Below are 26,216 nucleotides of genomic sequence, written 5' to 3' on the forward strand. Positions count from 1 at the left end.
AGTAAAGATAAATCTCGCAAGAGCCTCTCGTGCTTCAAAGCGGCTAAATCTCTCTTGGGTCCACGTGCAGGTGAACTTCATTGCGGTAAGGGCTAAGAGTCTCAATCAGGCCACTAAGGAGGTCATGGTCTAGTGCTTTTATGACGTAGCGATCCTCACCTAGGGAAATCATCTCGACATTTGAAAAACGGGGATCAGTATTTATCAAATCAAAGGTTGAAAGACTAAAGAGCGAAGCTCCATCACCATAAAAGGTAGCCAGTGCACAATATGGAGGTAAGTCTAACTCCTTGCGTTGATTTCGATCTAACTCCAAAAGAGACTTTGGTGACCTTGTTATCATCGAATTTAGAAGATCTGAGCCCAAATCTCTGCTTTGGATCAAGATCCGACTTTGAGATTCACCATTGGGCTCGAAGCCACTTTGAAAAAGAAGGCGAGCTGCCCTATACCAGTGGCCAAAGATTCGATTAGTCGAATGAAAGCTAGGCGTAGCAAAGAATTGGTCAAAGTCCACGAAGCCAACTCCCGACACTCGCTCGAGCCTCGTCAAAGCTCCCACGGTACCAACGACCACCTCTGCCGATTCAACTTCGATTGATGAGAAGTTCTTCTCATCTAAGAGCGGTACCTTTATAGAAAGTATCGATTCAAGTTCGTCTGCGATTCGGGTCGTACCAAATGAGACCGCTACAATTCTGGTCGATTTACAAAGGCCACAGGCTACTGGGGTAGGAAGACGGCACTTTGGACAAATCAGACCCCTGGGGAAAAGCTTCTCAAAATCGCTCTTTGCCTTCTCGGTTCGAAATTCATAGTGATGTAAAAAATTCGGCGTGTTCTTTCCCTCTTCGCTGTATGGTTCTCCCATGATCAACGGGGTGGAACACGCCTCACACAAAACGGTCTTCTTGCACTTTGTACACTTAAATCGATTGATCTTTCCCTTTCTATTATGAATCAAAAGAACTGGAGCCTTATCTCTTCCTACAACGCTCCCCCTAATCCGATTGATCCAATGTACAAGATCGCTATTGACAAGAACTCCTCCGTTCTCATTCAAATCCACCTCAGCGACCTTTGGCCAGCACTTGGAGTCGTTTCCCTTGGTTACGATCCGAGTTTGATGGGAATATTCCGGACTTGGATAGCCAGATATTGAAATCAGGTCACAACGCTCCAACTCGCCTCGCCGCTGAGCGATGACGGCACTCTCCCAGGTAGGCTCCGAGGAATTCTTGTGGCCGCTATCGGCAGGATCCACGACAACAATTGCTCCGAGATTACCAATTGGCGCGAAGACGCCAATACGACTCGATATTATACAGCTAGCGTCAACTCGCTGTGACCTGGCCTTTTTGGTATCGCCTCGCTCTAGAACGTAAGTAGATAGACCCATTTGACCAAGGCGCAAGTTACTTCTTTGCATCTCAAACTCATTACCAAAGAGAACGAGTACTCGTTTTTGCATAGAGATAGCCCGAATGCAGAGTTCAAAGATGGTATCCTCAACGCTTTCACATGGGCTAATTCGGATGTAGGTGGAACCCGGGGCGGCCTTTTTTTGAAGATCAGAGCCTTGTCTAGCTTCTAATGAGCCAGCTTCAAATGCGTCACCTCCTGACGCCTCAATTCCTGCATCTAGGCCCTGCCTGGAGGATCTCTTGGTGGGGGGATTAGTCAAATTCGCCCGCCCCATACCTTCGCCATCCCCTTGAAGTGAATACGGAGTTGAAGCGGCCGCACTTCGTGCATGTTTTAGGAAATGTACTAGATTCGACCCATAGCGCCACGCACCAAATCGACAGAGCTCATAGAGATCTGTCGAGAGAGCATAATTATCTAGAAAATAGAGCTCTAAAACCTTATCGATTGCTACGGTGGGTCGATGAGGATATTCAACAACCCATCCTCTAGCACTTCTGTTGTTCAGCGGGGCTCGTACTGGAGTTCCCAGTCCGATCTTTCCTATCAACTCTTTGGGAACCGAATATGAAAATACTCGCTCCAAAGAGACGACGTCAAAACGAACCCCTACGAAATGACCAACATGGTCCAAACCCTCATCGAGTTCATGAAAATCACTGGGGAACTCTGAGATGGTATTAGTTGCCGAGGGCTCGCTTGAATTCATCAAGGTTACTTAGGATCTCCCATGTGAAGCCCTTGTCGTTACGGCCGAAATGGCCATAGGCTGCAGTCTTACGGTAGATAGGACGTCGTAGATCGAGATCACGAATGATCGCGGCCGGACGTAGATCAAAGGTCTCGCCAATTGCCTTGGTTATCGCATCTGGTGAGACCACTTCAGTACCGAAAGTTTCGACCATCAACGAGACCGGTCTTGCTACACCAATTGCATAGGCCACCTGGACCTCGCAGCGACTCGCAGCGCCACTGGCTACCACATGCTTTGCAACCCAACGAGCTGCATATGCGGCAGATCGATCGACTTTAGATGGATCCTTGCCTGAAAACGCACCGCCACCGTGACGGGCCGAGCCTCCATAGGTGTCAACTATAATCTTGCGCCCCGTTAAACCCGTGTCGGCATGTGGCCCGCCAATCTCAAAGCGACCGGTTGGATTTGCTAGAATCCTAAATCCCTTATGGTCAAGTCCTTCAGGAATCATAGGATTGATAACCGACTCTCGTAGGTCTGGTAGCAGAAGAGTCTCTAAATCGATTCCAGGCTGATGCTGAGTAGAGATCAAAACTGTATCGAGGCGAACAGGAACATTTCCTTCATATTCGATCGTTACTTGAGTCTTACCGTCAGGGCGTAGATATGGTAAAACACCCGCCCGACGTACCTCAGAGAGCCTTTGGGCCAATCTGTGCGCGAGCCAAATCGGAAGCGGCATCAAATCTGGCGTCTCATCACAGGCGTAACCAAACATCATCCCCTGATCTCCGGCCCCCAAAAGATCCAGTTCATCCGAGGTTGAACGAGAGCGAGTCTCAAGAGCGGTGGTAACACCCTGGGAGATATCAGCGCTTTGCTCGTCAATCGAGACTATTACTCCACAGGTATTTCCATCAAAGCCATAGCTCTCAGAGGTGTACCCAATATCACAGATCGTATTTCGGACTAGGTGGGGAATATCCACATAGCTAGAGGTCGAGATCTCGCCAGCCACGACGACCAAGCCAGTTGTCAGGAGGGTCTCACAAGCCACACGACCATTTGGATCCTGGGTCAAAATGGCATCCAGAACCGAATCGGAGATCTGATCGGCCATCTTGTCTGGGTGACCTTCGGTTACAGACTCCGATGTAAATGTATACCGCTTTGACATTTTATAAACTCCCATGTCCTTGATTAATAGTCTTCCCTAAGGAATCCGTGGGGCGAATCTGAAAACTCTTCCAACACAAATTACTAACGGTGTTGAACTATCCCCAAAGCTTAGTTTTTCAACGGGAACTTCAAATCAAGTATTTTCACCAATGATAAAAGAAGGGACTTGGCTATCTTGGACTTCTTGGCTAGATCGATACGCTCAGACGAGCCCTGCGAGTCTAAAATCCACACAGCGTTGGAGTCCGATCCAAAGCCACTTCCATCTTCAGTGACGTCGTTTACGACCATCAAATCGATCCCCTTCTTGGATAGCTTCTTCTTCCCATTTAAAAGAGCATCATTGGTCTCAGCTGCAAAGCCAACGGTTACACATTTAAGGTCGTTCGATTTTATGTAGCTAGAGGAGTCAGCCAAGATATCGGGATTCTCGATCAGTTCAATTTGAGGCGCACTAGCACCCTTTTTGATCTTAATTGAGGCAGGATTTTTCACCCGATAGTCCGCTACAGCAGCACACATGATGAGTCCGTCGCTCTCTGACAAATGGGAAAGTATCTCTTGGTGCATCTCAAGCGCGCTCTCAACCCGAATCGTCTCGAAACCATCAACGCGAGCAAAGTCCACGGTAGATACAACCACACCTACAGCGCCAAGTAAAGCGGCTTCTGTGACGATTGCAATTCCCTGTTTGCCACTGGATCGATTGCCAATAAAGCGAACTGGATCGATCGCCTCTCTGGTGCCACCGAGACTTATCAAAAGGCGCCGGCCTTTCAGCGGCTGAGAATCTCCTGCCTCTTCCTCATCTCTCCGCTCCAACTCAGTTTGAATCGCTTCCATAATCTTATGCGTCGGGGCTAGCCGCCCAAAGCCAACGTCGCCACCCGCTAGTCGACCCGCCTCAGGATCCACTACGCAAAATCCCCGATCCCTGATCTTTTGAACATTCTCTATGACCCCTGGGTGGAACCACATCTCTGTGTGCATTGCCCCGCAAAGAACTATCGGCGCAGCGCTCGCAATCAATGTAGTAGTTAGCGCATCATCGGCGATAGCACCTGCAAACTTTCCAATGAGATTGGCAGTCGCAGGAGCAACAACTATTAGATCTGAATTCTGCCCTACCTTGGTGTGAGGAATTGGATCTCCTGAAGTCCACAGATCGGTCAACGGCTCGTGGGTACCCAAGGCGCGAAAGGTTGCAAGGCCGACAAATTGAAGCGCCGACTCGGTCAATATCGGAGTCACATAGGCGCCGGCATCAACGAGTGCTCTGCAAAGCTCAACTGCCTTATATGCAGCAATGCCACCCGAAACCCCCAGCGCTATATTCTTGCCTTTAATTAAATTCTTTTCCATTACCTTCGATGTTATCCAACTTGATCCCAACTACCTCGATGAGACGTAGGTTATGGTCCTACTTTGACGAGAGAACCCGAACCTTCAATAAGCAGATTATGAGTCAGACAGCCAGAAAAGGCAACGTCACCGGAAGAGAAAAAGAAGATGGAAAGCCGTTGCCGTCAATGTCTTCGCATTTTCCTGGTTCGCACTTACTTTGGTGGCTGTCACTTGTGAACAACCAACAAAGCAATCAGGGAACTAATTACGAAAAGAATAGATAACACCGATCAATATCTTAAGCCCCATCTTTAGCCGCGCCCAAGGATAAATAGAGCTCAACAAGTTGACCCCTCAAAAGACCTAGAAATATCTTGAGAGATAAGGGAGAAGGGAGAAAGCACAAATAGGTACTGGGGAAGAATACAGAATCCCAGCTGTTCTGCCCATTCGAATGAAGCGAAAAAGCTACCGCATTGGGACTTCTTGGGCTAAAAGCTATTGGGCTGAAAGCTATTTGGCTAAAACTTTTGGGCTAAAACACCAAACAAGTCATGTAACTCAAAGTGGCTTTTGCAGAGCCGAAGTCAATAAATTCCAAAAACAATCGATAGTCATCGCAGGAACACCCATTAGTTCGCCATCTCTTGGATGCATTTTTGCCTTCAAGCTAAAGGATTCGCTTTAGCTGGGAGCAACATAGGAAAGACATCGAATCAGCTGCGAACGGGCGCCTTAGAATACAAAATTTAAATAAAGTATTTGAATAAAAAAATGGCACCCGCTCGTCGCAGATGCCATCAAAACTGATGCGAGGGAAAGAAAAACTACGATAGGCAGAGATTCACTCAGTAGTTTTTTCTAAGTCGTTACGAGAAGGGATTACCCAAGAGCAAAAGACCTCAGTCCAGTTCGCCGTTACCATCGATCTCAGAGGCAATAAAGATCTCATCGCCAAGATCCATTGCATCGAACTCCTCAGCGTCCTCTGACTCTGGTATTACAACAGCTGCAATCGCCTCACGAATCGGAACCACAAAGCCAGAAGCAATTTCATCAAACGATGCTGACAGGGGCTTTCGTGTAACGTCGTCAAATTGGGGTGGGACTATAGCTCCCATATTTCCACCAAGGTGAGCATGATAGGCATTGATCTGTCGGGCCCGACGCGCAGCGAGTGTCACTAGGGAGAACTTGGAATCAACCTTATCCAAAAGGTCCTCAATTGGGGGACTCATAAGCGAACCATCGAATGCAGACTTAGCCAATGCGAATCCTTAAAAAAAACATTAAATACGGCTTTTCAGTCTAGTCCAGTTCACTGAAGTTACGACTATCGCAAAGACTAAGGAATCCGAGCTACTCTACCTTGATGGCCATGACCACCTCGGTGTTGATAGCTAATCTCCCAATTCAAGTCAAGTCATCAAGTCAAGTCATCAAGTCAAGTCATCAAGTCAAGTCATCAAGTCAAGTCATCAAGTCATCAAGTCAAGTCATGAATGACAAAGAGCCACTAGGGATAATCTTGGCAATCTAGGGATGATCGTGACAATCGCCAATACAGGTTTCAATAAAACCCGCTATCTCAGCGACTACCGCCTCAAGATCATCATTGATAAAGCGCTGTCCGCCTAGAGCCAGTGCACTTTCAATTTCGCTATTTGCCAAGGCAACACGAGCAGCAATATGACCCTGGTCGTCACCTCGAACGCGAAGCCGACGCTCTAGCTCTGAATCGCTTGGCGGAGTTAAGACCATAATCTTTGCAGATGCAATCAGCTCTCTAATCTGTTTGGCACCTTGAACATCTATCTCAAGGAGAAGATGACTTTCGCACCCAAAAAACCGTTCCTCTGGAAGCGGTGTTCCGTAGAAGTTGTCTAAAAAACGAGCATACTCAATAAAGCCGTGGTCGGCAACCTTAGAGAGAAAGCTCTCTTCATCCACAAAGACGTAAGCGCTCGCCGATTCATTTTCACGACGAGTTCTTGTCGTCCAAGAGCGAGACAAAGAGAGGTTCTCAACACATTCAATGAGTCGGCCGGCAACGGTACCTTTACCGACGCCGCCCGGACCACAAAGGACGAAAATCAAGCTAGCTAGGCTTTAGAAGCCTCTTCAAGCAGATTTTGCTTCTGCTTGACCCCTAGACCCTGGAGGCGTCTCGTTTCAGTGATTCCGACAGCATCCATAATCTTCTTAGAGCGAACCTTGCCAATTCCTGGCAGAGATTCAAGAACGGATGCGACTTTCATCTTTCCAATAAGTTCATCGTTAGGAGCCTTTTCAAGAAGCTCAGAGAGGGTAACCGTACCCAGCTTTAGCTTTTCTTTGATTTCAGCTCGTTGTTTACGGGCTTCAGCAGCTTTCTTTAGTGCGTCGGCTCTTTGTTCTGGTGTTAATTGTGGAGGCAAAGGCATATTGTGAAATTACCGCAGGCTACGACACTTCGTGTCGATTTCGGCAAAATTTCAAAAAAAAGTTGGTAATTAATATCAATGTAGTCATTTCATGAATCGAATATCAACATATACGTAATGTTATTAATGGATTTGAGGCCAAATCAGTGGAGTCCGGAAACCTTAAAATCACGAAGTTGATCCTGGCCGTATGATGCACGAAGGACTTCCTTGGCACCATGGAGTGTATCGAATTCCCCACGGGCAGCAATCACAGAATAGATATTCTTTGACAACTCGATCTGGTCTTCGATTTGACAGATCGAATGCAAAAGGCTCAAGCTCTCTCGCTTGTCAAATTTGATCTTTCCCGCCAAAAAAAGCTCACCTAAAAGAACACGGTTCTCTTCGTGAATGAAAAAGAAGTCGTCATAAGGAAGGCTCTTTCCAATCGAAAGGTCCACTGCGCGACGAGCATTGATCGGAGTCAAACGGTGGTCGCCCCAAAAGACCAGCCACGCAAAGTCAGGATTGGAGTCCATAAACTTCTCCACCTCTTCATCGCTGTAAAAGAGCGGTCGGCTGGGATTGTTGACAAGGTTGCGACGTACGCTTGCACGCTCGTCAAAGCGGAGCCTTGCATAAGTAGCCACCGACAGAGCACTATTTGCCGCTAAGTGATGTCTCACGCTATAGTCGGGGTCTTGGCAAAGCTCAAGTGCCAAATCCTCCGGAAGGCAGCTATTTGCGGCCACTTTAGATCTCGCTGGGACATCTCGATCGCAAGCCAATGCCCGAAAGATCTCTAACGATCCATCAATTACAGCGGTAATGGATGCTCCGAGGGCTCCCCTCACGCGCCAATCTACATCCCGAGATAGTTTGAGCGCCAAGGATCGATTCAAGTTAGGGTGCGTAGCCGCTCTGATTCTAATCTCATGTGATTTGCCAGAGATCAGTGACTCTAAGACCGCTGGGGGTGAGATTGGATTTTTGACCAATGCTAATCTCACGGGGTCGCTATCATCGTGCATAAGGCTTATCAAGATCGCAGGATCCACCACCGTGTTTGACGCAACGGCCGCCCTCACAGTAACCGAACGATCGCCCGCCAAGCTAGCATGAACATCCCTTGGACAAGAGGTGTTTTCTGCCACATTAGCACGAACCTCATAGTCGCTATGGGAACTCATGGTCACCAACACATCCGCCGGAGCGCATCGATTTGTCGAAGCAGCACGAAGAACTTTAAGCTCTTTGAAATCGATGATCTTTCTCATCACCTCGGGCGGGCAGCATCTATGGCGCGCCAATAAAAACCGTCCCTCCAGCGAGGTTGACAAAAAGTCACACAACTCCGTCGAGAGGTCATCGTCGCTTTCGATCCGCTGAAGTACCACCAATTCATCGGGCTCAAAGCCAACACGGAGTGCATCTCGAATTACTATTGCATGGCGACTCGATGTATGTGAATCTATCTTGCATCTAAATCGATCCGCATCTAAAAGCACTTCATGACAGCCACCGCCCCACAGATCCCCGCACTGGATCATATTGGCGTCAGAAAGCATCTTTTCTTTGCGCTTCATAGTGCGACCTTCCTAATAGCACACTTGCGGCTACAGAGGCATAGATAGGCAAATCTAGCGATCCTAAGATCTCTATTAGACGTCCCCAAATGTCAACAAGCCCGAAAACCTACATGTATAGAAAATCTTCGTACTCAAAACGAGTCGACTTTAATTCCATTTAGAGACAGCGATGCCACGGGTAAAATTGATAAAATCAAGGTGATTCGCTCAGCTAATAACCATATTAAATCTTCGAAATCGACTCCAGAAGCATCTCAATAGCCTCGCGAGGTCTCTGTGAGCGCGTCACGCTTCGACCCAGAACAAGAAGGTCCGCTCCTTGAGTCAGCGCTTGGGTGGGTGTCATGACTCTAGATTGATCATCTCTAGCATCGTCTCTAAAACGTATTCCGGGAACGACCGCAAAAAGATCTGGCTCAAGCTCCTTAGCTCTAGCGACCTCGTGACCAGAAGAGACAAATCCACGGGCGCCGCTGTCTTTAATTAGAGTCAATCGCTCGGCGAAACCCGCGGGGTCGATGGATGAATCACTGGTCAGATAGGTCACCCCTATGATCGCCGGAGGCTCTGCGACTCCAGCTAGAACCGCCCCAGTCACCACGCCCTCAACGGCAGCCTTTAGCATATCAAGGCCTCCCAGAGAGTGAACAGTCAGGAGTTCCACACCAAAGCTACCTATGACCTTGGCTGCTTTGAAGACGGTATTAGGAATGTCATGAAGCTTCAAATCCAAGAAAATTCTATATCCGAGCTCCCTCAAGGAGTAGATTACACTTGGTCCTTCCGACACAAACAGCTCCAAACCAACCTTTGCATATCCAAATGCATAGGAATACTCCTTCGCCCAGCGAAGAGCTTCAACCACATCATCGGTATCTATCGCCAATGCGAGCCTAGAGTCTGACATCTCACAATCTTTCTTCTTGGTATCAAAGGACCACAAGGGCTAGTCAAGCCTGCCTTTTTTATTACGCGACTTCACAGGTCAAAATTTCACAGGTCAAAACTAAAAAAATCAAGTCAATTTAACTCGAAACTTCCCAAATCAATACTTGCATAGAAGTCGTATGCATATATCAGTTTTGGAAACGTATTTACCATTAAATAGGTTGCAATTGAAAACTCATAGAGCGTCTTCTTGCTCCAATCATGCCAATGAAACAACGAGGTGCTAGAGGCCCCCTCAATCAAGCATCCTCCCCGAGTTACCCCTAGTAGCCAACATGGTGGCAAAGATATAGGCACACATGGAATTGTTCTTGATGGCCAAAGGAATCTTATAAGTATTGGCCCACTTAGCCCAAGGCGATTCTCTGTGATACACGCGGCTCTGTGGTACAGCCGGCTCTGTGGAGTCAACTATGTGGGAATCGACCAATCTATCGTTATCTACCGCCTGGCTTCAGTTGCCATGCTCGACCAATTGAAGAAGCCAAAGTATGGAAAACCACAGAAAACGATCAATCTCGTGTAGCGGCAGCTCCACCACGATGAGCGGCACCTACGAGGTCCGAAACAGCTGAAAACCCCAACTTCTCGATCTCTTTTGGAAGATCCTGAATCACCTTCGAGATTACTCGAGGCTCGACAAAGGATGCCGTTCCAATTTGGATTACTCGAGCCCCAGCTGCCAACATCTCAATAGCCCCTCGGGCATTCGAGACTCCGCCCACACCGACGATCGGAAGATTCGGAAGTGCCCTATAGGAGTCGTAGATCGCTCTCAATGCAATCTGATGCAACGCTGGACCCGAGAGTCCTCCACCGCGCGCCCCAAGAGATGGCAGAAGGTTACCCATGTCAAGAGAGAGACCTAGAGCTGTATTTGTGAGGACCACCCCAGATGCACTTGAGGCATCAACTACTTCAAGGATCTCCCCCAGAAGGTGTGTGCTTGGAGAAAGTTTAATAAGTCTAGGCAGTGACAATTCCTTTGTGGCATCAAGAATCTCGCCTACGCTGGTAACCGAATGGGCAAACATCTTGTTCTTATCCTCAATATTTGGACAAGATACATTTACCTCAACGCCAACCACTATTGGATCTACCCCTTGTAGAAGAGCTGCAGCTCGAGCGTAATCATCGATGGTTCTTCCCCAAATGCTCACGATCGTGGGAACATTTATCTTCACCAACTTAGCAAGTAGGTTCTCTCGCCAAAATTCAATTCCTGGCCCCGTAAGGCCAACCGAATTCAACATGGCCGCATTTGCACCAACAACCCTAGGAGCTGGATTGCCTTTGGTTTCAAAAGGGGCTAGCGATTTAGTGACAAATGCACCCATCTCGGCCATATTGACATATCCGTGCAACTCATTTGAAAAACCCCCAACGCCTGATGCATTCATAACTGGCGTCTTCAAGGTCAGCCCTTGGCAAATCACACTTGTCATATCAACCAATTGCTCGACCTCCCGATTTAGCCATCCAATTCAATTCGGCTCCATTGTCTAATATCGCCTAATATCGCCTAATAAAGCACAACCGCTCCAATACTATTTTCTAGATCCAGTGACGTTACTACCCAAACTAAAGAATACTTCGGTTGTGCCCTGCCGTTTCGTTGCGCCCTGCCATTTCACTGTATCAACGGCGCTGTATCAACAACATGGTATCAACTTGTACTGTAGCGCTATCTCGAACCCTTGGAGATCGAACGGTGGAACTCTTGAATCGAGGTAATGGTCATTTTGTTGTCTTTTAGTGCCTCGATCGCCGAAACGCCAGCTAGCGCAGCAGACATGGTAGTTACACAGGCCACCTTGTAACGATTGGCGGAACTTCGAATATGATATCCGTCACTTCTTGGTCCTCGTCCTCGTGGTGTATTTATCACAAGACCAACTTCACCCGATGAGATAAGGCTCACTGCGTCCAACTCGTCGTCTTGAGCTTCGCCAATCTTACCAACCACGTCATCAACCGAAATATCAAAACTCGATAGCAGCTTTGCAGTCCCACTGGTAGCAGCTATTGAAAATCCTAGAGCGCGCAGACGACGGGCCAACTCAACCCCCGATGCTTTGTCTCGATCGGCGAGGGATAAAAAGACCTTTCCGCTAGAGGGAAGGGAGGTTCCGGCTGCCAATTGAGATTTAGCAAATGCCAGGGCAAAGGTGGAGTCGATACCCATTACCTCACCGGTGGAGCGCATCTCTGGCCCAAGCAAAGTATCAGCTGAAGGAAAGCGTGAAAATGGCATTACAGCCTCTTTTACCGCATAGTAGTCTCGATCCACCGCTACAGGAAGGATCCCCTCTGAGGCAAGCTCTTTTAGGCTACGTCCGACCATCACCAAACTTGCGATCTTGACAAGTGGTACGCCCGTTGCCTTAGAGACAAAGGGTACGGTACGCGAAGCTCGAGGGTTAGCCTCAATGACATAGAGCGAACCGGCTTTGAGGGCAAATTGTACATTTATCAACCCCACCACCAAAAGTGCATCTGCTATCTTGGCTGTCGTTTGGACGATCTCTTGCTGGATCTGCGGGGGAAGCGTTATCGGTGGAATCACACAGGCTGAATCGCCTGAGTGGATCCCGGCCTCCTCAACGTGCTCCATGATGCCCCCTAGTAAAAAGCCACCATCTTGATCCCTGATGGCATCGACGTCGATCTCAATTGCATCCTCTAAAAACGAGTCGATCAAAACCGGGCGCATCGACGCTTCGCCACCTTCGGCCGACAGCGCACTAAGGCGCGAAAATGCAGCCTCAAATTCTTCAAGATCGTAGACAATCTCCATGGCTCTGCCACCAAGGACATAAGACGGACGCACCAAAACAGGAAAGCCAATCTCTGCAACGACCTTTGAAGCCTCTTCAAAGGTCGTTGCAGTACCACCTGGGGGCTGTGGAATCGAAAGTGACTCACACATTGCCGACCATCGCTTTCGATCTTCGGCGATATCGATGGCGTCAGCTGATGTGCCTAAAATCAGGCTTGGATCAATTCCTTGAGCTAACCGAAGGGGTGTTTGACCTCCCAAGCTAACGATAATCCCAGCGAGATTACCGCCACCAAGACCGCTTGATTCGGCTTCAATTACCGAATTTAGATCTTCAGGAAAGAGCGGCTCGAGATAGAGCTTATCTGAGGTATCGTAATCAGTGCTAACAGTCTCTGGATTGCAATTGAGCATTATCGTCTCATAGCCTGCTTCAGATAGCGCATAACTAGCATGCACGCAGCAGTAGTCAAATTCAATGCCTTGGCCAATTCGGTTTGGCCCCGACCCCAAAATTATTACCTTCTTGCGATCCCCAAGGGTGGCCTCGGACTCTCCGTCATAGCTGGAGTAGTGATATGGGGTTGTCGCCTCAAATTCTGCTGCACAGGTGTCAACTGTCTTATATCCAGGCACTAAGGCGAACTTCGATCTAAGCTCACGAAACAATGTCTCAGATGTATTGGTCAAATAGCCCAATTGAGCATCAGAAAAGCCATTTCGCTTCGCGCGAAGTAGATCCTTACGTGTTATTTGATCTTTCAACGAATCAATAGAGTCGCCTTCGTCGTCAACTGCTAGATCGCTCCAAAACCTCTTCTCGTCGACGATCTTTCGAATCTGAAATAGAAACCAAGGGTCAATCTTTGTCTTTTCGTAGACGAGCTCAATCGATGCCCCCTTGCGCAATGCTGATTCTACCTCAAAGATTCGACTAGGAGTTGCCTTTGTAGCCAGGTTCAAGACCTCATCGAGGCCTAGTAGATCAAGTGACTTATCCAGCGGATCTCCCCCAAGGCCATAACGACCAAGTTCGATCGAGCGCATCGCCTTTTGGAGCGCCTCAGTAAAAGTTCGACCGATCGCCATCGCCTCGCCGACACTTTGCATCCTGGTTCCAAGTCGGCTAGAGACACCGGGGAACTTCTCAAAGGCCCATCTAGGTACCTTTACCACCACGTAGTCGATGCTCGGCTCAAAAGAGGCGGGTGTAACTTTTGTTATGTCGTTTTCTATCTCATCGAGGCGATAGCCTATCGCCAACAGAGTTGCTATCTTGGCTATGGGAAAACCTGTGGCTTTAGAGGCCAAAGCTGATGACCGCGAAACCCTTGGGTTCATCTCAATCACAACCATCTCACCGTTAGTGGGATCGATGGCAAATTGGATATTCGATCCGCCGGTCTCCACTCCAATACGGCGGATAATTCTAAATGCAGCGTCTCTCATCATCTGATATTCGACGTCACTTAGCGTCTGGGCAGGGGCAACCGTTATGGAGTCTCCTGTATGCACGCCCATTGGGTCAAAGTTCTCAATAGAACAGACAATGACTGCGTTATCTGCTCGATCGCGCATCACCTCAAGCTCGAACTCTTTCCATCCCGCAATGGACTCTTCGATCAAAATCTCAGATATCGGTGAAGCGCTCAGGCCAAAAGAAGCAATCTCTAGGAACTCCTCGGAATCTAAGGCAATACCAGTACCAGCACCACCTAGGATAAAACTTGGTCGAACCACAACTGGAAAGCCAATCTCCTCGGCGACGCTTATAGCCTTTTCCATGTCATGAGCAAAGCCAGAGCGAGGAACCCTAAGTTCAAGCTCGTCCATTGCATTCTTGAAGAGCTCTCTATTCTCAGCTGTATTGATAGCAAGGGCATTTGCACCAATCATCTCAACTCCGTAGCGCTCCAACACCCCAGCAGCATTCAACTCCATTGCTAGATTCAAAGCGGTCTGTCCGCCAAGGGTCGGGAGCAAGGCGTCCGGTCGCTCCTTGGCAATGATCATCTCTAACACGGCCAAAGTTAGTGGTTCGATATAGGTGGCATCTGCAAAGTCGGGATCGGTCATAATCGTAGCTGGATTTGAATTCGCCAAGATTACTCGATAACCCTCTTTAGAGAGGACTCGACAGGCTTGTGTGCCGGAGTAGTCAAATTCGCATGCTTGTCCAATGACAATTGGACCAGAGCCGATCACCAATACCGATCTAATATCTGTTCTAGCCGCCAACCGAATTCCTCCTAGTAGTTTAAATTTGTTTCTTAGATCAATATTGAAAGTTGGTGTGAGCCCAGCTCTAGGGCTCATCGCCCGTAGTCTCAGGCAGATCGCACTTCTTTTGCGAATAGATCAAAGAGGTAGAGCGAGTCGTGGGGACCTGGTGAAGCTTCTGGGTGGTATTGCACTGAAAAGGCCCTTGCATCATCTAGCGAAAAGCCCTCAACCACATTGTCATTCAGATTGACATGAGTAATTGTAGATTTGCCATAGGCCAAAGAGAGCGAATCTCGATCGACTGCGTAGTTGTGATTTTGGCTCGTTATTTCCACCACCTGGTCGCTCAAGCGCGAAACCGGATGATTACCACCATGGTGACCAAAGTTCAACTTATAGGTTGTGGCACCGATAGCTCGAGCAAGAAGTTGATGGCCAAGACATATTCCAAAGAGCGGTACCTTCCCAAGTACCTCTGTTATCTGGCTATTGGAATAGGTGAGCGCGGAAGGGTCACCTGGACCATTGGATAGAAAAACGCCAGCTGGACCATAGCTCAAGATCTCGGCTCCACTTGTAGTCGCCGGGACCACCCTAAGGCGAAAGCGCCCCGCTAGATATCTTATGATCGATGACTTCATCCCGTAATCGATCGCAACTACCAAAGGTCCCTCTCCAACTTCAAAGGAGTTACCCCTAGTGACCACCGCAGCTAAATCTTTATTGTCGGTAGAGTGTTCGGAGGTGGCGAATTTGGCAAGTTCCCTTGGGTCGCCAACGCCAATTACTCCAGGCATGGCACCATGTTCTCTGATATGTCTCGTCAGGGCTCGGGTATCCAAACCTTGTATCAGGGGAACGTTGGACTCTTCACAAAGCGCCAGAAGCGACTTCTCCCCACGATAGTTGGAGCGCACTCCGCTGTAGTTGCGGATAGCAACCGCGTTAGCCCAGATCCGATCTGACTCCATATCATGGAAGTTGCAGCCATAGTTTCCTATCTCTGGAGTAGTAAAAGTTATAAATTGGCCTGCATAGGATGGATCGGTAACAACCTCTTGGTATCCCGTTAGAACAGTGTTGAATACAACCTCGCCAAGGGCTACCACCCCGGCGTAGCTCTTTTGAGAGAGCGAGAGGATCTCGATCTCATAAAAGGTACCATCACTCAAAACGAGATAACCATCACTGGAAAAAAAAGTTTCTTCGCTAAAAATCAACGCCAATTACCCTCTTCTTGAAGTTTCTCATCTATTACCAAAGCTTTGCCTCCAACTATCAAATGGCGAACTGCGCCATTTAGTGTCATGCCAAGATATGGCGAATTCTTGGCCTTAGAGGCCAGAGCCTCTATCGCCATGGTTCGCGTCGCTTCAATATCCAATACCACCAAGTCTGCTATTGCCCCTACGTCCAAGATTCCACTCGATCCGCCCGTATCACCAATGAGGCTTGCACTTTGCCAGGAGATCATCGAGATGATCCGCCATAACCAGGCCAATAACTCAAATGGATGGGGATCGTTATCGAGCAATTGTGCACTTTTTATCACCTGGGATGGAAGCTTCGGAATGATCCCTAAATCCGCAATTACACCTTGTGCTCCAGTGAGTAAAACTTGGAACGAGTTTTGTAGGCCCAACATCCCAAAGGCAGCGATCTCTATTGGAGCATCCTTCTTCCAGGTTGCATGGGGGGCATGATCGGTCCCAATTACCTCAAAGACTCCATCACCAACCGCTCTCCAAAGCGCCTCGATAGAGGCCCTATCTCTAAGGGGCGGATTGACCTTGAAGCGCGAATCAAAGCTTCTAGTTGCTCCATCGTCTAAAAAGAGGTGGTGTGGGGTGACTTCAGCCGTCACTGCTAATCCGTTCGCCCTAGCTGAACGAACCAGTTCGGCCGAGCGAGCGGTCGAAAGATGTAAGAAATGAATTGGAGCCTTGGTATTGGTGGCTAATTCTATATCTCGAGCAACCATCAACTCTTCAGAGATGCCAGGAATCCCAGGTAGACCTAACTCAGCTGAGACAAGTCCCTCGTTGATTACCCCACCATCGAAAAACTCTGACGTTTCAGCGTGCTGTGCAACAACGACACCCAGGCGCGATGCCACCTCTAGAGCCCGGCGCATCACTAGATTACTTTGAACACCCGAACCATCGTCGGTAAAAACCCTAACTCCGGCACTGGCCAGCTCACCAATTGGCGAGAGAACTTCTCCTTGTCTCGCCTTAGTAGTTGATGCAGCAAAGGCAATTCGAAGCGGCAGGTCTTTTACCATCTCTCGAAGGTGCGACAAAATAGAAAGGTTATCAACCACTGGAGTGGTATTGGGCATGGCCAAGAGCGATGCATAGCCACCTAGCGCACCGGCTCGACTTCCGCTTTCAAAGGTCTCTGACTCGCCATCACCTGGAAGTCGTAAATGAGTATGAGGATCCACAAACGCCGGGGCAACGACGCCCCCGCGAACATCTAGTACAATATCGCCATTGCCCGGAGTCAATCGATCGCCAACCTCTTGAATCAGCCCTTCGCCAATTCGCAAGTCACCCAAACGAAACCCATTACGATCAGCAATAATTGCATTCAAAATCAAGATTGAACGATTCAAGCCTCTCCCTTTGTATTTGAATTGGCCTCAAAGACCGCCTCTAAGACCGCCATCCTGGTAAAGATGGAATTTCTAGTCTGCTCTCTAATTAGCGAACGCTGAGATTCTGCGAGATCCGAATCCACCTCCATACCTGGAAATACAGGACCAGGGTGCATGATCATCGCGCCTTTAGAACCCTTTGAAAATCGCTCCTTGGTCAAGGAAAACCTGCTCGCATATTCTTGGTCATGGATCACTGAGTCACCTCGAATCCGTTCGCGCTGCACTCGTAACATGTAGAAGATATCGACCTTAGGAACAACCGAATCAAACGAATCACTGATTTCGACAGATTCGCCTTCAAATTGCCACGGAACAAGATCCCTGGGACCCACAAGTACCACCTTGGAGCCAACCTTTGACAATAGGGATATCAGGGAACGCGCGACGCGCGAATGAGAGATATCGCCGACAATTGCAATCTTTTTACCCGCCAGAGCATCGATCGACCCAAAGTGTGAGACCAAGGTAACAAGGTCCAAGAGAGCCTGAGTCGGATGTTGGTGAGCTCCATCGCCAGCGTTAATGACCGCGCTATTGGACCACCTTTGAGCCAGTATTGAAGCACCACCGAAAGAGGAACGAATCACTATGGCATCTGGACAATAGGACGAAATCGTCGAGATTGTATCCTTTAGGGTCTCGCCCTTAGCTAAGGATGAGTTCTTCGAATCAAAGACCACCACCGAGGCACCCAACTTTTTGGCTGCCATCTCAAAGGAGACACGCGTTCTAGTGGAGCTCTCAAAAAACATCAACGCTAAAGTTTTGGACCGATAAACCCTTGGACTTGCACCACCGCGAAGATCCAGCGAACGGTCTATGATAGACCTCAAATCCGCTTCGCCGAGTTGTTGAATTGTATGAAGCCCCTCTGAAAGCATTTAGCAATACCGCCCTAGGATTCTTGAACTTGGTTTGTCTGTCCCTGATCTTGGTAGATGGAGATCGATTCAGGGGTAACCTCAACGTATTCACTAAGAGCTGTTGGCAAGTTCTTGCCGACAAAGTCAGGGCGTATTGGCACCTCCCGATGGCCACGGTCCACAATCACCGCAAGTTGGACCTTAGATGCCCGAGCGCGAGATAAAAGCGAGTCCAAAGCAGCACGGACCGTTCGACCTGTAAAGATAACATCATCAACCAAAATGACGACTTTATCCTCTGCGGAACAAGGCAGAAAACTACGATCGGCTGGAAGATCCATTGCGCCAGCCGAAGCCTCCGTGGAATCATCCCTGAAGTGGGTAACATCTAAAACACCCTGAGGGACCGTTACCCCTTCGAGAACTTCAATTCGTTTGGCCAACGCCTGGGCAAACCATTCGCCACCGCGGAGCAAACCTAGCAGCATTAGGTCATGAGGACCTCTGTTGCGCTCTAATATTTCGTGGGCTATTCGAGTAATCGCGCGATCTATCTCTGTTTTGGAGAGAACTTGCGCTTTGAGTGTGAGGCCACCCGCACCAGTTGGTACGAGCCGCAGTTTATTCGATGGCATTTAGCCTCCATGAACCGTGTAAGTATCGCAGTACTTACTTTACGGGCAACTAATACCTAATAGGCTAGTTTGAGCGATTGCACTTTCAACCCAATTGCACAAATCTCATATTCGATCGATAACAAAGAACGCAACTAAATGCCCGAGAATCAATTTTACTATCAACCTCCTCAACCAAAGGACTCAAAGCCAGCCCTACCAAACCACAAGATCTATCGCAGACGACGAATATTGGTTGCAACAATTGGTATCTTGGTTCTGGTTCTAATCCTCGGGGTAGTAGGCGTCTATGGCTATGCCAGGATCAAATTTGGACAGATAAAAAAGGTAGGAGTGGGCGGTCTCTCTGCAACCATATCCAACCAACCAATCAACATCCTTCTGGTTGGGAACAACTCCAGAAGCGTTTTGAACGGCAAACAAGCCAGCGCCTTTGGCACAGGAGCTCAAGTCGGTGGCGCCAGAAGCGATGTGACTATGATCGCTCATCTCGACCCCGCAACCAAAAGGGTCACCTTGGTATCCTTACCTCGTGATCTGTTCCTGCCCATACCCGGCTCAACCAAATCAAACCGCGTCGATGCCGCTCTAAACAAAGGGCCATCGGTGCTCGTTAGCACAATAGAACAAGACCTAGGGATACCTATCCAGCACTACGTCGAATTGAATTTCGATACATTTCAATCCCTTGTCAACGCTTTAGGTGGCTTATATATGGACTTTCCATATTATGTAAAAGACGCTATGACCGGTCTCAACATAACCCACACTGGGTGCCAATACCTCAACGGCACACAGGCCCTAGCTTTAGTGCGCTCTCGCGAAATGTATTATTCAACAAATGGGATCAACTACCTACCCGATGGACTAGGAGACCTCTCTAGGATTCGAAGAGATCACGAATTCCTCAGAGTACTGGCCCAACAAGTAAAAGCTAAAGGAATATCCAACCCACTAAAGCTCAACTCAATCCTCTCGTCAGTGGTCCCCTTCCTCAAGCTAGACAGTACTTTTACCTTCAACGGACTTCTTGGCCTGGCCACAACGTTCAGAAATATTAATCCAAGCGCGGTAGCAACAGCCACCCTCCCAATTGCCCTCGAGAACAACTATCAATACCTAGGTGCCAGCTACGGAGATGTGGTCTTTCCAGCACAACCCCAAGACGCTGCGGTAATGAACCAATATCTTGGCCTTAGTGTACCAAAACTGTCACATAGCACCATCTCTATCGCAGTGCTAAATGGAACAGGTCAATACCAACAAGCCTCATCCATCGCTACCTCCTTAGGCGCCCTGGGCTACAAGATCCTAGCAACAGGAAATAGTCCTATCTACGGCTCAAACCTAGAGACGGTGGTGCGTTATGCTCCTGGATATCTAAACCAAGCACAAGTAGTCATGGCGAGCCTCTCAGGCGCAGTGGTCCTAAGCCAAGGAACGACATCCAATGGTGCAAAGATAAATGTCATAACAGGCACCTCACTAAGCGTCGCCCCACCTCAACAACAAGCACAACCTTCGCCAAATTCAACAGCCGCAAACTCCCATCCGACAGTTACCACAGCACCCATCACCCTGCCGGCAACTAGTTCTAATACACCGCTTCAGCCCTGGGACCCCCGAGCCTGTACCACCAACGCCGGATAGAAAAACCGAATCTACAACCCACCAAACCATTGCCAATTACAACAAAATAGAGAGATGTACCAGCTTGAGAGCTAGAGCCATACAAAAAAAGAGAACGTTAATACGACCTCGACAGCTAACCAAAGCCCTCTCGATCTAATCAAACAACCATCCGACAAAACGCTTCATCTAGAGCAATGGTTCTCGTAAACCAATAGACAAGCCTCGGCCGAATCTAAGAGACCTCTCTCCAAGTTCGCCTCTAGAGCAGCCTTTACCAACCTTTGCAAGAACCCTTAGATCAAAGCAAAAAAAGAACCAAATAGTCCAAATCATGAGCAAATAATCTCAATTGCGTTAGTTAACCCAACCCTAGAAGAAGCCCTGGAAAAACCACAATCTCGTCTATATCTTGATATGTGTCATAGCGTGGGTCGCAATGTCTGATCTGATGCTCTTGCGAAACCCACAAGAGCTAAAATTAACGAAGACCGCCTTGGCACCTTGCTATGACCAAAATGCACCTTGCCAAGACCAAAATGCAACTTGGTGACTTTTCTTTAATCTTTGGACCACCTATATCCAACCCTCAGAGACAATTACACAATTGAAAAAATCAACTATTCCAAGTGGCATTTTCTCCCTCCACCTACCGGTGCTAGGCCATATTGAATAAAAACACTTGAACAAAAGGTGCGCGTTGTATTACAAAAAGTACATGATTTAAATACAAAAGGGTAAAAAATCCACTTGTGCAACTGTCGCCTCTCTCCGCTATCGAATCGCATCAATCTCTAATTCGACAAATTGTCCGCTAAAGCGATCCTGGGAAACTTTGTCACTACAACCCATGGACACTTGAAAACTGGGTAGCAATTAAAGAAGCCAATGTTACAGAAAAAAATCCACCAGGAGACTAAATACCAACTCAGCGTTCACGCCCAATGCGCCCCTAGTCACTCCGCTATGGCATCAATCCCAAAAACCAGCCGAATCCACCGAAGCCTACATCCAAACACGATGGACTAAAGAAGATCACGAGTTCGATAGCAAGCTAATAGGAACACCCCTAAGCCACCTTGGCATACGTCGCCAAAAAGACGACAAGGGGAACAAAACCAAAGAGAATAAAAAACGGGGGTACCGGCCAAAATGGCCAACACCCCCGTTCCTGCATAATTATTAACTAAAAACTAATTGAATCTTTTCCTTTGGAAGAAACCCCAAAAGAGAATTCCTATAAATATGCCTAGCGGAATGACCATTGTCAGGACACCACCAGCAGGCACGTTCATCGGACCTACACTAGTAAACATGGCTACCTTTCTTTGAGTTGTGACGAATAGGCACTCTATTCATCACAACCACAAGTTAGAGAACGTAAAAGAGGACAAAAAATACCACTGAAACGATTGCCACGAAAGCCCAGTAATAGCTAAACCCCTCAAGATTAGATCTAAAGTTCTCAGCCATCATCGAGCTCGAGAGCCCCACTCCCCCATCGCTAGCAAGTGCGCGAGCATTGCGTAACGAACGAGCAATCAAGGTCTCTAGCCAATACATTGACAGGATAATAACGCCGGAATAGACAGGAGCAAATGCAACATAGACGCCAGCGTATCCAAAAGCACCTGGAAAGAAGTTCAACCGACTCAGCTCCCAAATCTGGAAACCAGCCGCAAACAACCCAGCCAGAAGAGCCGTAATGTTGGCTACCTGCCAGTCAATTGTCGAGCCCTTCTTTAGGCGAAAGTTGCCATATGCATTTAAGATAGCGCTCAGAAGAACCAAGGTCAGAATAAGAGAGCCCATAAGGGTCGAAGCAGTCTGACCATGTGGATCCCAAAGGCCATGCGAGTTCAGAGAACGTAGATAGAAATAAGCAAAGGCAATTCCACCAAAAAGGGTCATCACCAAGCCAATAGCTATCCTCGCGCCCCACCAGTGAGAACCTAGTGCAGCCTCATGATAGAGTTGCACCTCGTCCACTACGGGACGATCTTCGGTAATTTCACTCATGCTTTGCCTCCCGTGCGAACTACATCCTTATCGGCATTCTCAACAACTATATCAGCCATTGGCAATGCATCCAGATCAGCATACTCATAGGGTCCAGCCATTACAACAGGTACCGTCTTGAAGTTATGTTGAGGCGGTGGATAAGAGTCCACATGCCATTCAAGACTGCGCGATCCCCATGGGTTTCGAACTGCAGGAGTACGAGTAACCACAAGCTGCCAAAGGAAGGTTACGACAAAGAAGGTCAAAGAGAGCCCAAGCACATAGCTCGAGATCGAAACCCAATCATTCAAGGTCTGAAGACGCTGAGCATACTCGAATACTCGGCGCGGCTGACCCAAGAGTCCGACCGCAAACAAAGGCAAGAAGGTCGAGTTGAATGAGATCATCATCGACCAGAAATGAATCTTACCCCACTTCTGGTTGAGCTGGAATCCAGTAACCAAAGGAGTGTAGTAATAGATCGCACCAAAGAATGCGAAGATTACCCCACCCATGATGGTGTAGTGGAAGTGAGCCATAACAAAGAAGCTACCGTGCACCGTTACGTTGATTGGTACGTCAGAGACGTAAACTCCAGTCAGTCCGCCGAAGAGGAAGTTGAAGTAAACACCCAACATAAAGAGCATCGGCACAGTAAGGCGGATTCGAGCCTTCCAAAGAGTTCCCATTCCAACCAAGTAAATAAAGCCTGTAGGAATTGAGATCAGCTCTGTTGTCAACATGAACAATGGACGCATATCCGGGTTCATACCGCTCTGGAAGAGATGGTGCTGCCATACAAAGAAGCTAAGCACTGCCAGACCAATCATACCAGCGGCTGATGTCTTGTAACCAAAGATCGGTTTTCTCGCGAAGACCGGAATAATCTCTGCGACCATTCCAAAGCCTGGAATCGCCAACAGATAGACCTCCGGATGGCCAAAGAACCAGAACAAGTTCTCCCAGAGGAAGGATGAACCTCCGTGGGGACCATAGAGCATCGAAGTTTGGGCAGTGCGATCAAGTGCCAAAACATACAAACCATCAATAAGCACTGGAACTGAGAGAATCATTGTGAAACCAAGGGACAGCATCGACCAACCCATGATATTCAAACGATTCCAAGTCATACCTGGTGCTCGATAGTTGATAATCGTAGCCACAATGTTCGTCGAAGCACAGACCATTGAAAGGCCCTGCAGGCCGAATCCAAAGATATATGCATCCTGGCCCACACCTTGTTGGATCGAGAGCGGAGCATACGACGTCCAACCAGATTGGAAGCCGCCCTGCCACAATGCGGACAACAATATTACATATGAGATCGGCGTAAACCAGAACGAGGCTGCCTCTAAACGAGGAAATGCCACCTTCTTGGAGCCAATCATCAAAGGAATCATAAAGTTACCAAACGGCCCAAGAACCACCGAAGTCATCATCATCATCATCATGGTTCCATGCTCACCTACGATTTCAAGGTAGGTGCTTGGTCCCCAAATATGGTGGGTCGGCGACAACAGTTCTGTTCGAATGGCTAGAGCTAACAGGCCAGCCGTGAAGAAGTAGACCAACATACCAAAGAGATATTGGATTCCAACTATCTTATGGTCTTGGGTATATTGAAAATACTTCGTCCATCCAGGCTTTAGTTCAGGTTCGCTAAAGTCGGGCTCGTAACCCAGCATCTTCTTGATTGGATAGTTGAGGGCCCCAAGGCCAGCAAACCATCCAACGACAGCAAAAGCATAACCAAGACAGATAGCAACGTCATTTTGACCACTACCTATAACTTGTGGATAGCCGCCGGCGATGGCATTACCCATCCAGTGGCCAAAGAGATACCCTATGCCACCGGCGACGGCTCCAGTTATTATGCTCGGGCTAAAGATACCCTTACCTGAAGTACCTGGAGTGCCACTCGAAGAACCTGATTCGGTCTCTTTCGAGAAGTCAATTGCCATGAATGCAATCCTCCAAATTCAAAAAAAATAAAACAAAATATTTGCTGTTTTCGCTATACATTACATACCGCCAATTCAAATCAAACTAAAGATTCGCATTGGGGTCGGTTGCAGTATTGTAATAACCGCCACCAGCACCTGAGTAAGAAGGCGTATAGGTCAATGAATACTTAGGTAGAAGTTTCGTCAAAGCAGCATTTTGGGTCTCCATATTGGAGGCCCATGTCTGAAATTGTGCTTGACTTACCACATGTCCGTAGTTATACATAGCCCCGTGCCAAATACCACATAGCTCGTCGCAACGAACAACAAACTTTCCAGTCTGTTGAGTCTTGGCGTAAGCTATGTTATTGTAGTCTGGGTTCGCATCAGCCTTAACCCCTAGGCCATAGGCCCAAAAGTCGTGAATAACGTCCAAACTTGTAACATTGAACTGAATCTCTGTATTGTTTGGAAGTTCAAGACTAGTGGTCTCCATGCCACCAAATTGGGGCCATCGGTAAGTAAAGCGCCATTGCTGTGCAATGACTTGAACCTGCAAAATGTTCTTAGTTGCAGGCCTCCAAATCGGGCTCGAACCTTCAGCTCCTCCAGCTCCGGCTGGAACCACCAAAAAGTAAGTACCAAAGGCAGCCAAACCCAAGACCAAAGTGGTGGTGATTATATACCACGCGCCCTGAGCCTTAGAGTTTCCGCTGATATTGGCGCCGGGAGCGAGTGGGTCTTCACCCGGACGCACCCTCCACTTCATAATCGAATACCCAAAAAAGAGCCAGACGAAAAAGAGCACAGGTACTACCAGTGTTGACACCAACCTGATGTCAAACTGAGCGCCTTGGGCTTGGTCGGTCATCGTGCCAGGCGGGAGGTGAGGTCCTAATACGAACCAAACCAACGCCATGCCGATAACCGAGGTGATAGCCCAAATTACCAGGATCTTAGTCAGATGGCCCTTAGTGGATTCTTCGCTGCGGGATTCGTCTAAAACGAAATTAGCCATCGACTAAACCACCTTCAGAAATCCGGCCATGTAACCTATGTTTTGCATTGGGCCACCATTGCCGTCTACATAACCAAGTCCACATGGAACAAAGCATTGCCATCTATAGCTACCAACGCCACCGGTGTGGAATTGGAAGGTAATAGTGGTATGAGCCTCGCTCAAGTTGCAAGGACCTGCATTACAGAAATTCTTTGCAGTTGAGCTGACGCCATACATCGGGACATTGATCCCAAGGCCTGGAACATTAAATGTATGAGCTATTCCATTTCCCGTATTGGAATTTGGATTTACTATATTCTCCGCTACTCCATTTACATACGCAATATTACCGACTGTGCCTTGTATTTTGGACCAGACGGTATTTCTCAGGTTTCCACCTGAATCGTATTCGTAAAGCGTTACGTGAACAGTGCTATGTGTAGGAAGCTGGATCAGAGTGGTCTGATGCCAAGCACCGTTGGCATCTTGGATAAAGTACCCCACCCAGTTTGGATGAGGACCTACGCCCACTGCACCATCAGTCTGCATAACAAGGTTAACGACGCCAGGAGTAGAGGAGGGTGTTGCTGAAACAGTCGGCGGTGTCGACCTAAGATATCCTGCGACCGCAAAGACAATTAATCCAAGCAGTGCCGCAAATGATACTAATAGCGCGCCAGCGCGAGCTCCTTTCGACAATCTTACCCCTTTCTATAACTACTTTGAAGACTACAAAAGACCCTATTGAGAATAGGACCAATGGCCCTATCGATAGTGTCTTCCTTCACCTTCGTCTAAAAATTTACTATGCCTGAGGATCAACTGAATGTCATCTTCGAGAATATTTAGAATAAAGTTTGTATATGCAAATCTGTAGTGTAAATAACGATACAA

Annotated in this window: 19 protein-coding genes; 1 reads left to right on the forward strand and 18 read right to left on the reverse strand. The window is 48.1% G+C overall.

From position 1 onward, the window contains the following. Positions 1–43: 43 nt before the first annotated feature. The 14 genes from ACIDITHRIX25_RS95290 to pyrR all read right to left on the reverse strand — a co-directional run bounded on the left by ACIDITHRIX25_RS95290 (position 44) and on the right by pyrR (position 18,749). Entirely contained in the window at positions 44–2,134 is a 2,091-nt protein-coding gene (locus ACIDITHRIX25_RS95290; protein WP_201733167.1) for a primosomal protein N' family DNA-binding protein, read from the reverse strand. Continuing rightward, positions 2,106–3,299 carry a methionine adenosyltransferase gene (gene metK, locus ACIDITHRIX25_RS95295; RefSeq protein WP_052606279.1) on the reverse strand — a complete coding sequence of 398 codons (1,194 nt, stop codon included), beginning with the start codon at positions 3,297–3,299 and terminating at the stop codon, positions 2,106–2,108. Before metK ends, ACIDITHRIX25_RS95290 begins: the two co-directional genes overlap by 29 nt. A gap of 110 nt (positions 3,300–3,409) precedes the next feature. After that, positions 3,410–4,663: a bifunctional phosphopantothenoylcysteine decarboxylase/phosphopantothenate--cysteine ligase CoaBC gene (gene coaBC / locus ACIDITHRIX25_RS95300; RefSeq protein WP_201733168.1), complete on the reverse strand. Its 1,254-nt coding sequence runs from the start codon at positions 4,661–4,663 to the stop codon at positions 3,410–3,412. 884 nt (positions 4,664–5,547) lie between these two features. Beyond that, the gene (gene rpoZ, locus ACIDITHRIX25_RS95305) at positions 5,548–5,913 is read right to left on the reverse strand and encodes a DNA-directed RNA polymerase subunit omega (protein WP_235347797.1); all 366 of its coding nucleotides are present in this window, start codon (positions 5,911–5,913) and stop codon (positions 5,548–5,550) included. Positions 5,914–6,181: 268 nt separating this feature from the next. Next, complete coding sequence (locus tag ACIDITHRIX25_RS95310) at positions 6,182–6,742, reverse strand: nucleoside/nucleotide kinase family protein (protein WP_052606001.1); 561 nt, start codon at positions 6,740–6,742, stop codon at positions 6,182–6,184. Between the two features lie 5 nt (positions 6,743–6,747). Continuing rightward, complete coding sequence (mihF, locus tag ACIDITHRIX25_RS95315) at positions 6,748–7,068, reverse strand: integration host factor, actinobacterial type (protein WP_052605998.1); 321 nt, start codon at positions 7,066–7,068, stop codon at positions 6,748–6,750. A gap of 143 nt (positions 7,069–7,211) precedes the next feature. Beyond that, positions 7,212–8,636 carry a hypothetical protein gene (locus ACIDITHRIX25_RS95320; RefSeq protein WP_201733169.1) on the reverse strand — a complete coding sequence of 475 codons (1,425 nt, stop codon included), beginning with the start codon at positions 8,634–8,636 and terminating at the stop codon, positions 7,212–7,214. A gap of 226 nt (positions 8,637–8,862) precedes the next feature. Next, positions 8,863–9,546 (reverse strand): orotidine-5'-phosphate decarboxylase, encoded by a 684-nt coding sequence (gene pyrF, locus ACIDITHRIX25_RS95325; protein ID WP_052605992.1) that lies wholly within the window; start codon positions 9,544–9,546, stop codon positions 8,863–8,865. A 553-nt stretch (positions 9,547–10,099) separates the two neighbouring features. Then, positions 10,100–11,032: a beta/alpha barrel domain-containing protein gene (locus tag ACIDITHRIX25_RS95330; RefSeq protein ID WP_052605990.1), complete on the reverse strand. Its 933-nt coding sequence runs from the start codon at positions 11,030–11,032 to the stop codon at positions 10,100–10,102. Positions 11,033–11,271: 239 nt separating this feature from the next. Beyond that, positions 11,272–14,604 (reverse strand): carbamoyl-phosphate synthase large subunit, encoded by a 3,333-nt coding sequence (gene carB / locus ACIDITHRIX25_RS95335; RefSeq protein ID WP_201733170.1) that lies wholly within the window; start codon positions 14,602–14,604, stop codon positions 11,272–11,274. Positions 14,605–14,693: 89 nt separating this feature from the next. After that, positions 14,694–15,815: a glutamine-hydrolyzing carbamoyl-phosphate synthase small subunit gene (gene carA / locus ACIDITHRIX25_RS95340; RefSeq protein ID WP_349632157.1), complete on the reverse strand. Its 1,122-nt coding sequence runs from the start codon at positions 15,813–15,815 to the stop codon at positions 14,694–14,696. After that, complete coding sequence (locus ACIDITHRIX25_RS95345; protein WP_201733171.1) at positions 15,806–17,206, reverse strand: dihydroorotase; 1,401 nt, start codon at positions 17,204–17,206, stop codon at positions 15,806–15,808. The genes carA and ACIDITHRIX25_RS95345 overlap by 10 nt, the downstream gene beginning before the upstream one ends. Continuing rightward, positions 17,203–18,132, reverse strand: a complete 930-nt coding sequence (locus ACIDITHRIX25_RS95350; protein WP_201733172.1) for an aspartate carbamoyltransferase catalytic subunit — start codon at positions 18,130–18,132, stop codon at positions 17,203–17,205. Before ACIDITHRIX25_RS95350 ends, ACIDITHRIX25_RS95345 begins: the two co-directional genes overlap by 4 nt. A gap of 14 nt (positions 18,133–18,146) precedes the next feature. Further along, a complete protein-coding gene (gene pyrR, locus ACIDITHRIX25_RS95355; RefSeq protein WP_052605986.1) occupies positions 18,147–18,749 on the reverse strand; it encodes a bifunctional pyr operon transcriptional regulator/uracil phosphoribosyltransferase PyrR in 603 nt (200 codons plus the stop codon). A 138-nt stretch (positions 18,750–18,887) separates the two neighbouring features. Here pyrR and ACIDITHRIX25_RS95360 point away from each other — a divergent pair, with 138 nt between their 5' ends. Beyond that, a complete protein-coding gene (locus ACIDITHRIX25_RS95360) occupies positions 18,888–20,399 on the forward strand; it encodes an LCP family protein (protein ID WP_201733173.1) in 1,512 nt (503 codons plus the stop codon). Positions 20,400–21,749: 1,350 nt separating this feature from the next. On the opposite strand, the gene ACIDITHRIX25_RS95365 is transcribed toward ACIDITHRIX25_RS95360, so the two are convergent. From ACIDITHRIX25_RS95365 to ACIDITHRIX25_RS95380, 4 genes are all read right to left on the reverse strand, one after another. Next, positions 21,750–22,397 carry a cytochrome c oxidase subunit 3 family protein gene (locus ACIDITHRIX25_RS95365; RefSeq protein WP_201733174.1) on the reverse strand — a complete coding sequence of 216 codons (648 nt, stop codon included), beginning with the start codon at positions 22,395–22,397 and terminating at the stop codon, positions 21,750–21,752. Further along, complete coding sequence (locus ACIDITHRIX25_RS95370) at positions 22,394–24,340, reverse strand: cytochrome c oxidase subunit I (RefSeq protein ID WP_201733175.1); 1,947 nt, start codon at positions 24,338–24,340, stop codon at positions 22,394–22,396. The genes ACIDITHRIX25_RS95365 and ACIDITHRIX25_RS95370 overlap by 4 nt, the downstream gene beginning before the upstream one ends. Positions 24,341–24,425: 85 nt before the next feature. Continuing rightward, positions 24,426–25,340: a cytochrome c oxidase subunit II gene (locus tag ACIDITHRIX25_RS95375; protein WP_052605975.1), complete on the reverse strand. Its 915-nt coding sequence runs from the start codon at positions 25,338–25,340 to the stop codon at positions 24,426–24,428. Between the two features lie 3 nt (positions 25,341–25,343). After that, positions 25,344–26,021 carry a hypothetical protein gene (locus tag ACIDITHRIX25_RS95380; protein WP_201733176.1) on the reverse strand — a complete coding sequence of 226 codons (678 nt, stop codon included), beginning with the start codon at positions 26,019–26,021 and terminating at the stop codon, positions 25,344–25,346. Positions 26,022–26,216: the final 195 nt, after the last annotated feature.

The sequence above is a fragment of the Acidithrix sp. C25 genome (assembly GCF_904848545.2).